Here is a 13752-nt window from a genome sequence, read left to right on the forward strand (position 1 = left end):
CTTGGTCGACGAAAGGCATGCCAACCAGGGTTGGCGGCTACCGAAGTGCCGGTATCAGCCCATCAACACCTGGCCGCCATCCACATTGAGCACGCTACCGGTGACCCAGCGCGCCAGCGGCGAGCACAGGAACAGGGCGGCGTCGGCGATCTCGCGCGGGTGGCCGAAGCGGCCGAACGGAATCTTCGCCAGGGTGCCGTGGTACAGCGCAGGGTCCTCGACGCGGCGACGGTCCCAGAGGCCGTCATCGAACTCGATCGAGCCCGGGGCGATGGCATTGACCCGGATCCGGTCCTTGGCCAGCGCCAGCGCCTGTGACGTGGTGTAGTGCGAAAGCGCGGCTTTGGCCGCGGCGTACGGCGCGCCACCGGGGCGCGGCTGCTGCGCGGCAATCGACGACAGATTGAGGATGCAGGCGTCGCTGGAGGCACGCAGCCATGGCAATGCCAGGCGCGAGGCACGCACGGCCGCCATCAGGTCGATCTGCAGGCTGGCGGCCCAGCCGTCCTCGTCGTCGGCCATGCCGTAGCCGGTGGCATTGTTGACCAGTACATCGATACCGCCGAGGGCAGCGGCAGCGGCCTGCAGCCAGGCCTGGATCCGGCCGGGATCGGCCAGATCGGTGGAAAACACGTGCAGTTCGAAGCCCTGCGCTCGTGCATCGGCACGCAGGGCATCCAGGCCGGCCTGGCCGCGGGCGCAGACCGAGACCTGTGCGCCGGCGCCGGCAAAGGCCAGCGCCATTTCACGGCCAATGCCCTTGCTGCCGCCGGCGATGAGCACGCGGCGGCCGCTGAAATCGAGGGTCGGAGCCCCTGCGGGGATCCGACCCCTCGCTGGGGCCAGATCCCCGGAGGGGCTCTGGCCCACGGACGTGTCCGCGTCGTCTGCCATCACAGGTCGAACTTGATGCCCTGGGCCAGCGGCAGCGAATCCGAATAGTTGATGGTGTTGGTCTGGCGGCGCATGTAGACCTTCCACGCATCCGAACCGGACTCGCGGCCACCGCCGGTGTCCTTCTCGCCACCGAAGGCGCCGCCGATCTCCGCACCGGACGTGCCGATGTTGATGTTGGCGATGCCGCAGTCGCTGCCGGCGGCCGACAGGAACTTCTCGGCAGTCTTCAGGTTCTGGGTGAAGATCGAGGACGACAGGCCCTGCGGCACGCCGTTCTGCATGTCGATGGCTTCATCGAGGGTGTCGTACGGCATCACGTACAGGATCGGCGCGAAGGTCTCGTGCTGGACCACGGCGTCGCTGTTCTTCAGGCCGGAGACGATGGCCGGCAACACGAAGTTGCCCGGGCGGTCGATGCGGCTGCCACCGGTCTCGATGGTGCCGCCGGCCGCCTTGGCCTGGGCGATCGCATCGAGGAACTGCTGCACGGCGCCTTCGCTGTTCAGCGGGCCCATCAGGTTGGCCGCATCGGTCGGGTCGCCGATCTTGCCTTCCACCTGCTTGTAGGCCTTGACCAGGGTGGCCAGCACGTCGGCGTAGATCGAGCGGTGCACGATCAGGCGGCGGGTGGTGGTGCAGCGCTGGCCGGCGGTGCCGACGGCGCCGAACACGATGCCCGGCACGGCCAGCTTCAGGTCGGCGGTTTCGTCCAGGATGATGGCGTTGTTGCCGCCGAGTTCCAGCAGGCAGCGGCCGAGGCGGCGCGCGACCTTCTCGTTGACGGTGCGACCGACCTGGGTCGAGCCGGTGAAGCTGATCAGCGGCACGCGGCGGTCATCGACCATCTTTTCCGACAGCGCGGTGCCGGCATCGTTGATCAGGAAGAAGATGTCCGGGAAGCCGGCTTCGCGCAGGGCGTCGTTGCAGATCTTCAGCGAGGCGATGGCGGTCAGCGGCGTCTTGTTGGACGGCTTCCAGATGCACACGTCGCCACAGATGGCGGCCAGGAACGAGTTCCAGCTCCACACCGCGACCGGGAAATTGAAGGCCGAGATGATGCCGACCAGGCCCAGCGGGTGGTACTGCTCGTACATGCGGTGGCCGGGGCGCTCGGAATGCATGGTGTAGCCGTACAGCATGCGGCTCTGGCCCACGGCGAAATCGGCGATGTCGATCATCTCCTGCACTTCGCCGTCGCCTTCCGGCTTGCTCTTGCCCATTTCCAGCGCAACCAGCGAACCCAGGGCGTCCTTGTGCCTGCGCAGTGCTTCACCGCAAAGGCGCACAGCTTCACCGCGGCGCGGGGCCGGCGTGGTGCGCCAGACCTTGAAGGCTTCCTGGGCGCGGGCAACGACGGTCTCGTACTCGGCCTCGGTGGTCGCGCGGACCTGCGCGATCGGCTCGCCGGTGGTCGGGTTGACCGGGGTGATCAGCTCACCGCTGGTCGCGCTCGACCACTCCCCGTTGCCCAGGTACGTGCCAGCGTTGATCGCGTCCAGGCCAAGGGACTTGAGCAGCTCGGAAGACATGCAGACTCCTGTATTTCGTTACGTTGTTTGGCGCCATCGCGGGCAGGTGGGGGACGCGATGAACTGAATCGCCGATGGTAGCAGAGCGCCCCGGCCGGCCATGGTGCAACGCGCCAGCCAGGCCTGGCCGAACATGAATGCTTGGAGGGCAGGGCACGTTGCCTGTAAACTTCCCGGCTGCATGGCCCCGTAGCTCAGCTGGATAGAGCGTCCCCCTCCTAAGGGGAAGGTCGCCCGTTCGAATCGGGCCGGGGTCACCATCCACGCGCTGCCCGGGACGCCCTTCTTCGAGCGCTACAGCAGCTCCAGGCCGCGCAGTACCTGCGCCACGTGCGCACGCTCTTCGCCTCGCAGCCCAAGCAGCGGCCGTGGCAGGCAGTCCTCCGCACACAGGCCCATCAGTGCCGCCGCGCATGCCATGACGCGGATGCCACCGAAGCGGTCGTACAGCGCCCAGAGCGGCGCCAGCCTCGCCGACACGGCCTGCGCCGTCGCCATGTCGCCGGTGCCGGCCGCGCGGGTGATCTGCTGCACCACCCCGGGGAACAGCCCGCCGGTTACCGAGTACCAGCCATCGCAGCCAGCGGCCAGTCCGCGCACGGCGGCTGCGTCGCCGCTGATGCCCAGCGTGACATGCGCTGGAAGATGGGCGCGCAGTGCGGTGACGCGCGCCGCTGCTTCGGCAGGATCGTCGGAAAGGCGTGGGATCTTGATCGAGGCGATGTTGGGCAGGGCGGCGATCCGCCCATGCAGTTCATCGCTGAACCGGAAGTGGGTGGTGCCGGGATTGTCGTAGACACAGATCGGTGTGCCCACCGCCGTGCACACCGATTCGAAGAGCGTGTAGACCTCGTGCTCCTTCAATGGCTGGTAGGACACGGGTGCCAGCAGTAGGCCGGCTGCACCCGCATCTTCCGCGTCCCGGGCCAACGCCAGCACATCGCGGGTGCGCAGCGCACCGATGCCGACGATGACCGGGACATCGCCCGAATGGGCCAACGCTTCGCGCAGCACGCGCATGCGCTCGGCCTTTTCCAGGTAGGCGTAGCTGCCGGTGGAGCCGAGCACGCCCATCGACCCCACGCCAGCGGCCGCGAGACGCTCGACCAGCCCGGCGAAGGCGTGCAGGTCGATGCTCGATTCGTTCATCGGCGTAAGAGGAAAGGCGCTGAGGCCGTGGATCATGGCTAACCCCGAAGGCAGAGGGCGAAGGGAGGTTGTCTGCAGCGGCGACCCTGGACGGCTGGCATTTTTTATTGTCCTAGGACAAAATTCAAGCGCTGCCGTGCAACGTGATTCGGCCACCGGAATCGCGCACCATGGCGGCCATCCTTCCTTGCGCGCACGCCATGACTGAGTACCTTCGCCCCGTGCAGCCTCCGCACTACGCCGCCATCGGCGCGTGGCTGGAGTCGGCCAGCGCAACCCGGCGCTGGGCCGGTCCCGGCGTGGCGTATCCGCTCGTGCCGGACGCATTCGCGCACGCACTGCAACTGCAGCAGCGCCCGGGTTGGGTGCTGCTGGATGCGCATGGCCACTGCCTTGGTTTCGGCCAGTACTGGCCAACGACCTCCGGCACGCTGCACCTGGGCCGCATCATCGTTTCGCCGCGGGCACGCGGGCGTGGACTGGGACGTGTACTGATGCAGGCGCTGATGGCGCAGGCGTTGCAGTCGCCCGGGGCGGAGCGGCTGACCCTGCGTGTCTATCGTGACAACGTCGCGGCGGTGACCCTGTACCGCGACCTGGGCTTTCAGCCGATGGAAGACGCTTCGACACCGGAACTGCTGTTCATGCAGCACCGTGCCGGCTGAGTGGTGATCACGCGCGCAGCGCGGAAGCCTGTTGCGCCTGCCATTGATCGCGGTTGATGCGGCTGATGTGTTCGGTGCGGTAGTCGCCGAGGAAGCTGTTGAACTTGTTCACTTCGGTATGGTGATGCTGGAAACCGCATTTGCTCTGTACGCTCAGGGACTGCAGGTTGTCGGCGAAGTAGCCGCACCACAGTGCGTCCAGGCGCAGGCCGAGGAAGGCGTGCCGCATCACTTCGCGCACTGCTTCGGGCACCAGGCCGCGCCCCCAGTACGGTACGCCGATCCAGTAGGCGATCTCGCCTTCGCGTTCGCCGATCTCGAAGTTGCTGTCGGCACCGATCAGGATGCCGACACAGCCGATGGCGCGGCCATCTTCGCGGCTCTGCAGCGCATAGACCTCCGGACGGTTGAACACGGTGCGGATGATCTCGGTACTTTCCTCGATGCTGGTGTGGGCTGGCCATCCGGCGATGGGCCCGACGCGCAGGTCGCGGGCGTATTCGTACAGGTCGGCGGCGTCGGTGTCGCGCCAGGGGCGCAGGATCAAGCGTTCGGTATGCAGCGGCATGGCCGTTCCAGGGGCAGGAAGAGAGCGCACAGGCTAGGCCGTGCCGCGTTACCGGCACAGGGCGGGACCTTGATGTTTTCGGTACTTTTCACAACTGCCTCGTTGGCGCAGGTATGCTGTGCCCCGGAATGCAGCCGGATCGGCCAATGGACCGCATACCCCAGCTTCTGGATCAGGACGAATCGATGCGCCTGGAGGTCAGTACGCTGGCCGAGGGGCAGGGGGTTCCGCTGTCGTTCGGGCACGCGTATCTGGCGGTACTGGTGTGCGTGTCCGGGCGTGCGCGCTTCGCACTGAACTTCCGTGAGGTGGCGGTGCAGCGGCACGACGTGCTGGTGCTGGCCGAGGACACGCTGGCGCTGCTGCGGAAGCGATCGCGAGGCTTCCTGGCGGTGGTCTGCCTGATGCCGAAGGCGCTGGCTTCGGAGGTGGCCTACGTACTGCCCAACGCGCTGTTCAAGTTCCTGCATGAGCATCCCCATTGCGTGCCGTCGCCGCTGGAGGTGCCGCTCCTGCAGGGCTGGCTGCAGCAGCTGATGGACGCGCAACATACTGGGGGCCGCTATCGGCACGTGATGCTGCGCAATCTACTGCAGACCTTTTTCCTGAAATTCGCCACGCTGTTGCCGGCACAGAAGGGGGCCGCAGCGTCGGTCAGCCGGCGCGAGCGCCTGGCCTGGAATTTCTGGGAACTGGTCGGCCAGCGCAGTACCCGCCAGCGCGACGTGCAGTCTTATGCCGATGCGTTGTGCATCACGCCGTTCTATCTTTCACAGCTGACCCGCGAGTGCTTCGATGAAACACCCAAGGCGTTGATCGACCGCCAGGTGGTGCTGGAGATCAAGGCGCTGCTGAGCTACAGCGAGCTGCCGATCGGGCGCATCGCCGAGCGATTGTGCTTCGAGGATGCGTCCTACCTGTGCCGCTACTTCCGGCGGCACACCGGGCAGTCGCTGACCGGCTACCGCCGTGCGAGGGCAGGGCGGCGCTAGTGGGATGCGAACAGCGGTGCCGGCACTTCGGGCAGCAGATCCTCGGTAACCCCGCCGAGCACGCGTTCGACCACGCAGTCGCGGCGGTAGGGCCCCAGCACCCGCAGATCGGCTTCGCCAGGCCTGGCGAAAGGTCAATCCTGCTTCAACAGCTCAACCAGCTGGCGCAGGCGATAGGGCTTGGGCAGGAACTCCACCTGCTCCGGCAGCGGCGGCAGCTGCGAGCGCGCATAGCCGGAGGACAGGATCATGCGTGCCTGCGGCTGTTCGCGGGCGACGTGCTCGCTCAGTTCGATGCCGGACATGCCGTTGGGCATGCTGACATCGCTGAACACCACGTCAAAACGCGCCTCGCCCTTGAGCAGCTCCGCCGCCTCGTGGCCATCGGCGGTGGTGGCGACCTCGATGCCGAAATCGCGCAGGGCCAGGCCGATCATCTCGCGCAGATCGTTCTGGTCCTCCACCATCAGTACGCGGATCGGTTCATCGGTCATGGGTTGCTTCCTCTGATGCGGGTAACAGCAGGCTTACCGTCGTGCCGACACCGGGCGTGGTGGACACATCGACGAAGCCGCCGCTCTGGGTAGTGAATCCGAACACCTGGCTCAGGCCCAAGCCGCTGCCCTTGCCGATGTCCTTGGTGGTGAAGAAGGGCTCGCTGGCGCGCTCGGCGATGTCGGCCGCCATGCCATGGCCTTCGTCACAGACGCTGAGGGTGACATAGCCGCGTTGCAGCGTAGTGTCCGCATCCGGGTCGAGCCGATGTTCCAGCGCGGTGCCGATCAGGATGCGCCCGCCATCGATGGTGGCCTCCACGGCATTTGCCACCAGGTTGGCCAGGGCAGCCTGCAGCTGCATCGCGTCGGTGCACACCTGCGGCAGGCCCGGCGTGAGGCAGGCGTCCAGCGTCACCGTGGGTGGGCAGGCGCGCTGCAGGCCCGGCAGCCATTGCTGTACCAGCGTGTTGATGTCCAGCGGTTCGCGGATCAGGGTCTGGCCCGTGCTGAAGGCCAGCAGCTGGCGGGTCAGCAGGGCGCCGCGGTCGGTGGCCGCCTGCGCAGCGTCCAGCAGCTCAGCGGCGCGTGCATCGTCACCGCGGACGCGTAGCGACAGCAGGTCCAGTGCGTTGCCGATGGTGGTCAGCAGGTTGTTGAACTCGTGCGACAGGCCGCGGCTGAGCCGGCCGACCGTCTCGAACTGCTGGGTGTTGCGCAGCGCACGCTGGGCATCGCGCAGCAGTCGCTGTGCCTGCCATTGCTCGGTGATGTCACGGGTGATCTTGACGAAGCCAAGCAGTTCGCCCGCTTCGACGACCGGCTCGATGACCACGCTGGCGCGGAACGAGGAGCCGTCGCGGCGTACCCGCCAGCCCTCGCTGGCAACATGGCCCTGCTGCGCCGCGAGGCGGAGCAGGCGCTGCGGTTCGCCGGCCTCGCGCTCGGTGGCCAGGTAGAAGCGACCGAAGTGCGTACCCACCACTTCATCGGCTGAATAGCCCTTGATGCGCTCGGCGCCCGGGTTCCAGCTGCAGACGATGCCTTCAGGATCAAGCAGGTACAGCGCATGGTCGCGCACGCTGTCGATCAGCAATCGCAGTTGTCGGGAAGGGTCCGTCAGCACGGACGTCGTAGAGGCAGCTGCGTCCACGTGTAGATAAGTGTTACCCCTGTGAGGGACGTGAAGCTAGGCATTCAAGTGTGAAGGATGCGTGCACACCTGACACGTGCCATTTGTCCTGTGCGGCTGAATGCGACACGGAGTACCATCTTCCACCCTTTGCCTTCTGGAACCGACCTGCATGCGTCCTGGTGCGACTACGCGTGACCGCTGGATCTGGATGACCTCTGCCGTATTGCTGGCGGCGACCATCGCGCTGGAACTGGTGGTACCGCTGGGATACGCGGTCTGGCTGGCCTATTTCCTGGCCGTGGGCGTCACGGTGTTCCAGCGCAGTGCGCGCGCGCCGTTCGTGGTCGCGATGATCGCCTGTGTCCTGCTGGTGATCGGCTTCAACGTGGCGCCCGCCAGCAACAACTCGTCGTTCTCGTTCGTCAACCGCACCATCGGTGGCTGCGCCTTCCTGATGATCGCGCTGATCGTCTCGCGCGCCATCCAGGCCCGCCGCCAGGCCATGCGCGCGCTCTGGCTGCAGGAGGCCGAGAACGCGGTGGCGTCGAGCCTGCGCGGTGACCTGGGGCCGGAGCAGATCGCCGAGGCGGCTGCGACGAGCCTGGCCGGGCAGCTGGACGCGGAGGTCGGTGCGGTCTATCGGCTGGAAGGCGGACGGCTGCAGCTGACCGGTGGCATGGCGCTGCCTTCGGGCGCGCCGGCCTCGCTGGCCCTGCACGAAGGGCTGGCCGGGCAGGTCGCTCGTGATGAACGGATCCGCCACCTGCATGGCGACGATGCCGCCGTGCTTGAACTGCAGACCAGCCTGGGCCGGCTGCCGGTGCGCGAGCGCATCCTGGCGCCGCTCAGCAGCGATGGTGCCGTGGTCGGCATCATCGAACTGGGCCGCGCCCGGGTCGGTGAACAGCGTGATCTGGATCGCGAGCTGCTGGAGCGCTGTGCCGAGACCATCGGCATGGCGCTGCGCGCATCGCTGTTGCGTGCGCAACTGGTGGTGCTGCTGGAAGAGTCGCAGCGCCAGGGCGAGGAGCTGCAGGCCCAGCAGGAAGAGCTGCGCGTGGCCAACGAGGAACTGGAAGAGCAGAGCCGCAGCCTGCTGCAGTCGCAGAGCCACCTGGAAGAACAGCAGGCCGAGCTGGAACAGAGCAACGTGCAGCTGGAAGAGCGCACCCACGAGCTGGAGGCGCAGAAGCAGGCGCTGCTGGTCGCGCAGAGCCAGCTGGTGCGCAACAGCAACGAACTGGCCGCGACATCGCGCTACAAGTCCGAGTTCCTGGCCAACATGTCGCACGAACTGCGCACGCCGCTGAACAGCTCGCTGATCCTGGCCAAGCTGCTGGCCGACAACAAGGACGGCACGCTCACCGAGGAACAGGTGAAGTACGCCCGTGCGATCCTTTCGTCCAACAACGATCTGTTGGCACTGATCAACGACATCCTCGACCTGTCGCGCATCGAGGCCGGCCATGTCGAACTGTCCGATGAAGTGGTGGTGGTCGACAGCGCGCTGCAGCGCCTGCGCGAGACCTTCGAGCCGATGGCGCGGCAGAAGGGCCTGGCCCTGCAGATCGAAGCCGATGCGCTGGCACCGAGCCAGCTGGTGGTCGACAGCCAGCGGCTGCAGCAGATCCTGAAGAACCTGCTGGCCAACGCGGTGAAGTTCACCGAGCACGGAAAGGTCAGCCTGCACGTGCGTGCGGCCGGCAACGGCCGCATCCGGTTCGAGGTGTGCGACACCGGCATCGGCATCGCCCGCGAGCAGCTGGACGTCATCTTTGAAGCCTTCCGCCAGGCCGACGGCAGCACCCGCCGTCGCTACGGCGGTACCGGCCTGGGCCTGTCGATCTCGCGCGATCTGGCCGAGCGCATGGGCGGCCAGATCCAGGTCGACAGCGAGCCCGGGCGCGGCAGCTGCTTCATCCTGGAGCTGCCATTGCAGGGCGCCCCCGCGGCGAGCGCAGCCGAGGCTGCCGAGGCCCCCGTGGCAGTGCCGGCGCCGGCACGGACACCGGCCGTGCTGCCGCCGGCGCCGGTGCGCGCTGCCACTGCGTCGGCGCCGGCCACTGCGTCGGCCGGCGTGGCCGACGACCGCGGCCGCCGCCAGCGCGCCGGGCGCCTGATCCTGGCGGTCGAGGACGATGCCACGTTCGCCGAGGCACTGGTGGCCCTGGCCCATGAACTGGACTTCGACTGCGTGGTGGCGGGTACGGCGGAAGAAGCGCTGACGCTCGCCAGTGAGCTGCGTCCGAACGGCATCCTGCTTGATATCGGCCTGCCGGACGTGTCGGGCCTGAGCGTGCTGGAGCGCCTGAAGCGCAACCCCGAAACCCGGCACATCCCGGTGCATGTGGTCTCGGCAACGGACCGCAGCCAGGTGGCGCGCGAGCTGGGCGCGATCGGCTTCGCGATCAAGCCGACCACGCGCGAGCGGCTGGTGACGGCCATCGAGCAGCTGGAACAGACCAGCCAGCGCGACGTGCGGCGCCTGCTGATCGTCGAGGACGACAGCGAGCTGCGCAGCAACCTGGAACTGCTGCTGGGCCGCGACCAGCTGCAGATCGTCGCGGTGGGCACCCTGGCCGATGCACTGGAACAGCTCAGCACGGTCACGTTCGACTGCATGGTGATGGACCTGTCGCTGCCCGACGGCAGCGGCTACGACCTGCTTGAACACATGGCCGGCAACGATGAGGTCGGTTTCCCGCCGGTGATCGTCTATACCGGCCGCGCGCTCAGCCGCGAGGAAGAGCAGCGCCTGCGCCGCTATTCCAAGAGCATCATCATCAAGGGTGCGCGTTCGCCGGAACGCCTGCTGGATGAAGTGACCCTGTTCCTGCACAGCGTCGAGGCCAGCCTGCCGACCGACCAGCAGCGCCTGCTGCGCGAAGCGCGCCGTCGCGACACCGTGCTCGATGGCCGTACCGTGCTGCTGGCCGAAGACGATGTCCGCAACATCTTCGCGCTGTCCAGCGTGCTCGAACCGCTCGGCGTCACGCTGGAGATCGCGCGCAATGGCCAGGAAGCGGTGGATCGCCTGGCCGAGCGCGAGGTCGATCTGGTGCTGATGGACATCATGATGCCGGAGAAGGATGGGCTGGCCGCGATGCGCGAGATCCGCGCGCAGCGCCACCTGCAGGACCTGCCGATCATCGCGCTGACCGCCAAGGCCATGCCGGACGACCGTGAGCGATGCCTGCAGGCCGGTGCCAACGATTACATCGCCAAGCCCATCGATGTCGACAAGCTGGTCTCGCTGTGCCGTGTCTGGTGCTCGCGGCAATGAACGAGCAGGCGCTGTTCGACCTGGAACTGAAGGTGCTGCTGGAAGCGCTGTACCAGCGCTACCACTACGACTTCCGCAGCTACGCGGTATCGTCGCTGCGGCGGCGCATCCGCCAGGCCATGCAGCGCTACGAGTGCGAGCGGCTGGCCGACCTGCAGCACCGCCTGCTGCACGAGCCGGACCTGTTCGCGCAGGCGATGCAGTTCTTCACAGTGCAGGTGTCGGAGATGTTCCGTGACCCGGCCTATTTCCGTGAGCTGCGCGAGCAGGTGGTGCCGGTGCTGCGCACCTATCCCTCGGTGAAGCTGTGGGTGGCTGGCTGCAGTACGGGCGAGGAAGTGTGGTCACTGGCGATCCTGCTGCACGAGGAAGACCTGCTCGAGCGCAGCATCGTTTACGCCACCGACATCAATCCGGCAGCGCTGGCCACCGCCGAAGCCGGCGCCTATGGCATCGACCGCATGGCCCAGTTCAGCCGCAACTACCTGGCGGCCGGCGGCACCGCTTCGCTCTCCGACTACTACGCCACGGCCTACGATGGCGCGGTGTTCAACCGCCAGCTGCGCCGCAACGTGGTGTTCGCCGACCACAGCCTGGCCACCGACACCGTGTTCTCCGAAGTGCACCTGGTGTCGTGCCGCAACGTGCTGATCTATTTCAACCGCGACCTGCAGGATCGCGCGGTGGGCCTGTTCCGTGATGCGCTGGTGCATCGCGGCTTCCTTGGCCTGGGCAGCAAGGAGTCGCTGCAGTTCGGGCGCCACCACGGTGCGTTCGAGGTCTGTTCGCGCGAGCATCGCCTGTACCGGAAAGTCGCCTGATGAGCCTGCCGATACGACCGGCCGTGCTGGTGATCGGGGCCTCTGCGGGTGGGGTCGCAGCGCTGCAGACGGTGCTTGGCGCGCTGCCTGCGGCACTGCCGGCGCCGGTGCTGGCAGTGCTGCACCTGCCACGCGATCGCAGCAGCCGCATCGCCGAAGTGCTGGCGCCGTACTGCGCGCTGCCGGTGCGCGAGGCCGAAGACAAGCAGCCGCTGCAGCCTGGCACGGTGACCTTTGCGCCACCGGACTATCACCTGCTGGTGGAAGACGCCGGTTCGCTGGCGCTGTCGGTGGACGCCCCGGTGCTGTTTTCTCGCCCGGCCATCGATCCGCTGTTCGAGTCGGCGGCAGCGGTGTTCGGCGCGCAGGTGCTGGCCCTGCTGCTGACCGGTGCCAGCAGTGATGGCAGCGAAGGCGTGGCCGCCGTGCGCGCCGCTGGTGGCCGCGCCTGGCTGCAATGTCCCGAGGAGGCCGAGGCATCGATGATGCCGGCCTCCGCCCTGCAGCACGCTGGCGCCGATGCCGTGCTGCCCCTTGAACTGATGTGCCGTCGCCTGAAGGAGTTGTTTGCATGAACCTGTTGCCACCGGACCCTGCGCAGTCGCAGACCCCGGTCAACCTGCTGATCGTCGATGACGTGCCGCAGAACCTGGTAGCCATGCAGGCGCTGCTGCAGCGCGAGGGCGTGAACCTGCTGCTTGCGGGCTCGGGTGCGCAGGCGCTGGAGCTGCTGCTGGAGCACGAGGTGGCGCTGGCATTGCTGGATGTGCACATGCCGGAGATCGATGGTTTCACCCTGGCCGAGCTGATGCGCGGTTCGCACCGCAGCCGCGATGTGCCGATCATCTTCCTGACCGCCTCGCCGGATGACCCGGTGCGTGCCTTCAAGGGCTACGAAACCGGTGCGGTCGATTTCCTGCACAAGCCGGTCGCACCGCAGGTGATCCTGAGCAAGGTCAACGTCTTCATCGAGCTCTACCAGCAGCGCCAGCTGCTGAAGGCGCGCAACGAGGCGCTGGAACGTTCGCTCAAGCTCAACGAGACGATGGCGGCCGTGCTCACCCATGACCTGCGCACGCCGCTGTCGGCGATCCTGCTGTGTGCCGACAAGCTGGCGCTGGAGCTTCCAGAGGACAATGCCGGTGCGCAGCAGACCCTGAAGCACCTGGAAGCCAGCACCCTGCGCATGGCGCGGATGGTCGAGCAGCTGCTGGACTTCTCGCGGATCCGCAGCGGCGGCCTGCGCCTGCAGGCAAGTGCCTGCGATCTTGCGGAGGTGACGCGTGCCGTGGTGGCCGAAGCGGGCAGCGCCCACGGCCACGCACGGGTGCATCTCGACATGCAGGGCGATACCCGCCTGCAGGGTGATCTGGATCGGCTTGGCCAGGTCGCCGCGAACCTGGTCGGCAACGCGCTTACCCATGGCAGCGAGGCGAGGGTGGAGGTGGACGGCCGCGATCCGCGCAGCGTGCTGCTGCGGGTAAGCAACGCCGGGCGGATCGACGACGCGCTGCTGCCGCGATTGTTCGAGCCGTTCAAGGCCAGTTTCCACCCCAGCAATGGCCTGGGGCTGGGCCTGTACATCGTTGATCAGTTCGTCCGCGCGCACGGCGGCCACATCGGCGCGCGCAACGAGGCGGGGCAGGTGGTGTTCGAGGCGACGCTGCCACGGCGCTCTGAAGGCCCGGCAACGGCGGCCAGCTGAATCCTTCAGCAAGCGACGCGTGGATCTGAGACGGGCTCGTCCGCAACTGCTACCGTGGCGGCAGATATTGCCAAGGAAGCACCATGCCACTGCGTGCGATCGCCTATGTCAGCCGGGCGCTGCCGGATCTCTCCGCTCGACGGCTGCAGGCGCTGGTCGACGATGCGGCCCGCTTCAACAAGATGGCCGGCGTGACCGGCGTGCTGCTGCACGACGGCGGGCGTTTCCTGCAGTACATCGAAGGGCCGCCGGATGGCATCGGTTCGGTCTACGAACGCATCCTGCAGGCCGGCAGCCATATCGACATCATTGAACTGGCGCGCGGCCGCCTGGGCCAGCGCCAGTTTCCGTACTGGTCGATGCGCGCGCTGCCGGTGGAGGAGGCGCTGTTGCGCCAGCTGTCATCCTGTGACTGGTCGGGCTTTACCCGTACGCTGCAGGGTGATCGCTCCGCGCCGACGCCGGTGGACCTGCTCGACAACGTTGTGCAGCCAGCACTGCACGCCGGCTGAGC

At 67.2% G+C, this 13752-nt stretch carries 12 protein-coding genes, 1 tRNA gene and 1 pseudogene; 8 read left to right on the top strand and 6 right to left on the bottom strand.

Going from position 1 to position 13752, the window contains the following annotated elements; genetic code table 11:
• Nucleotides 1-54 precede the first annotated feature (54 nt).
• A complete protein-coding gene (locus VG561_RS13035) occupies nt 55-894 on the bottom strand; it encodes an SDR family NAD(P)-dependent oxidoreductase (RefSeq protein WP_423179658.1) in 840 nt (279 codons plus the stop codon).
• Nucleotides 894-2426 carry an aldehyde dehydrogenase family protein gene (locus VG561_RS13040; protein WP_014646923.1) on the bottom strand — a complete coding sequence of 511 codons (1533 nt, stop codon included), beginning with the start codon at nt 2424-2426 and terminating at the stop codon, nt 894-896. The genes VG561_RS13035 and VG561_RS13040 overlap by 1 nt, the downstream gene beginning before the upstream one ends.
• Nucleotides 2427-2609: 183 nt before the next feature.
• Between VG561_RS13040 and VG561_RS13045 the strand changes: the two genes are divergently transcribed.
• Nucleotides 2610-2686: transfer RNA gene (locus tag VG561_RS13045), tRNA-Arg, on the top strand.
• Between the two features lie 34 nt (nt 2687-2720).
• Here VG561_RS13045 and VG561_RS13050 read toward each other — a convergent pair.
• A complete protein-coding gene (locus tag VG561_RS13050) occupies nt 2721-3611 on the bottom strand; it encodes a dihydrodipicolinate synthase family protein (protein ID WP_164077563.1) in 891 nt (296 codons plus the stop codon).
• A gap of 164 nt (nt 3612-3775) precedes the next feature.
• Between VG561_RS13050 and VG561_RS13055 the strand changes: the two genes are divergently transcribed.
• Nucleotides 3776-4240 (top strand): GNAT family N-acetyltransferase, encoded by a 465-nt coding sequence (locus tag VG561_RS13055; protein WP_180835432.1) that lies wholly within the window; start codon nt 3776-3778, stop codon nt 4238-4240.
• A gap of 7 nt (nt 4241-4247) precedes the next feature.
• Here the strand turns inward: VG561_RS13055 and VG561_RS13060 are convergent, their stop codons facing one another.
• A complete protein-coding gene (locus VG561_RS13060) occupies nt 4248-4808 on the bottom strand; it encodes a GNAT family N-acetyltransferase (protein WP_262224682.1) in 561 nt (186 codons plus the stop codon).
• 146 nt (nt 4809-4954) lie between these two features.
• Between VG561_RS13060 and VG561_RS13065 the strand changes: the two are divergent.
• Nucleotides 4955-5849 (top strand): annotated as a pseudogene (locus tag VG561_RS13065) (helix-turn-helix domain-containing protein).
• Between the two features lie 85 nt (nt 5850-5934).
• Here the strand turns inward: VG561_RS13065 and VG561_RS13070 are convergent.
• Nucleotides 5935-6294 (bottom strand): response regulator, encoded by a 360-nt coding sequence (locus VG561_RS13070; RefSeq protein WP_014646927.1) that lies wholly within the window; start codon nt 6292-6294, stop codon nt 5935-5937.
• Nucleotides 6284-7447, bottom strand: coding sequence for a two-component system sensor histidine kinase NtrB (locus tag VG561_RS13075; RefSeq protein WP_401730139.1), 1164 nt, complete (start codon nt 7445-7447; stop codon nt 6284-6286). The genes VG561_RS13070 and VG561_RS13075 overlap by 11 nt, the downstream gene beginning before the upstream one ends.
• Before the next feature lie 151 nt (nt 7448-7598).
• Here VG561_RS13075 and VG561_RS13080 point away from each other — a divergent pair, with 151 nt between their 5' ends.
• The 5 genes from VG561_RS13080 (at nt 7599) to VG561_RS13100 (ending at nt 13750) form a co-directional block, all read left to right on the top strand.
• Nucleotides 7599-10712 (top strand): response regulator, encoded by a 3114-nt coding sequence (locus VG561_RS13080; RefSeq protein WP_423179659.1) that lies wholly within the window; start codon nt 7599-7601, stop codon nt 10710-10712.
• A complete protein-coding gene (locus tag VG561_RS13085) occupies nt 10709-11533 on the top strand; it encodes a CheR family methyltransferase (RefSeq protein WP_075076806.1) in 825 nt (274 codons plus the stop codon). The genes VG561_RS13080 and VG561_RS13085 overlap by 4 nt, the downstream gene beginning before the upstream one ends.
• Entirely contained in the window at nt 11533-12108 is a 576-nt protein-coding gene (locus VG561_RS13090) for a chemotaxis protein CheB (protein WP_046430340.1), read from the top strand. The genes VG561_RS13085 and VG561_RS13090 overlap by 1 nt, the downstream gene beginning before the upstream one ends.
• Complete coding sequence (locus VG561_RS13095; RefSeq protein WP_423179660.1) at nt 12105-13238, top strand: hybrid sensor histidine kinase/response regulator; 1134 nt, start codon at nt 12105-12107, stop codon at nt 13236-13238. The genes VG561_RS13090 and VG561_RS13095 overlap by 4 nt, the downstream gene beginning before the upstream one ends.
• Before the next feature lie 83 nt (nt 13239-13321).
• Entirely contained in the window at nt 13322-13750 is a 429-nt protein-coding gene (locus VG561_RS13100; RefSeq protein ID WP_049406521.1) for a BLUF domain-containing protein, read from the top strand.
• Nucleotides 13751-13752: the final 2 nt, after the last annotated feature.

Source organism: Stenotrophomonas sp. CASM110 (assembly GCF_049384345.1).
Classification (GTDB): Bacteria; Pseudomonadota; Gammaproteobacteria; order Xanthomonadales; family Xanthomonadaceae; genus Stenotrophomonas; species Stenotrophomonas muris.

What these genes read in the sequence shown, in the direction of transcription:
- VG561_RS13035 (WP_423179658.1), bottom strand. Translation starts at nt 894, where the DNA reads ATGGCAGACGACGCGGACACGTCCGTGGGCCAGAGCCCCTCCGGGGAT.
- VG561_RS13040 (WP_014646923.1), bottom strand. Translation starts at nt 2,426, where the DNA reads ATGTCTTCCGAGCTGCTCAAGTCCCTTGGCCTGGACGCGATCAACGCT.
- VG561_RS13050 (WP_164077563.1), bottom strand. Translation starts at nt 3,611, where the DNA reads ATGATCCACGGCCTCAGCGCCTTTCCTCTTACGCCGATGAACGAATCG.
- VG561_RS13055 (WP_180835432.1), top strand. Translation starts at nt 3,776, where the DNA reads ATGACTGAGTACCTTCGCCCCGTGCAGCCTCCGCACTACGCCGCCATC.
- VG561_RS13060 (WP_262224682.1), bottom strand. Translation starts at nt 4,808, where the DNA reads ATGCCGCTGCATACCGAACGCTTGATCCTGCGCCCCTGGCGCGACACC.
- VG561_RS13070 (WP_014646927.1), bottom strand. Translation starts at nt 6,294, where the DNA reads ATGACCGATGAACCGATCCGCGTACTGATGGTGGAGGACCAGAACGAT.
- VG561_RS13080 (WP_423179659.1), top strand. Translation starts at nt 7,599, where the DNA reads ATGCGTCCTGGTGCGACTACGCGTGACCGCTGGATCTGGATGACCTCT.
- VG561_RS13085 (WP_075076806.1), top strand. Translation starts at nt 10,709, where the DNA reads ATGAACGAGCAGGCGCTGTTCGACCTGGAACTGAAGGTGCTGCTGGAA.
- VG561_RS13090 (WP_046430340.1), top strand. Translation starts at nt 11,533, where the DNA reads ATGAGCCTGCCGATACGACCGGCCGTGCTGGTGATCGGGGCCTCTGCG.
- VG561_RS13095 (WP_423179660.1), top strand. Translation starts at nt 12,105, where the DNA reads ATGAACCTGTTGCCACCGGACCCTGCGCAGTCGCAGACCCCGGTCAAC.
- VG561_RS13100 (WP_049406521.1), top strand. Translation starts at nt 13,322, where the DNA reads ATGCCACTGCGTGCGATCGCCTATGTCAGCCGGGCGCTGCCGGATCTC.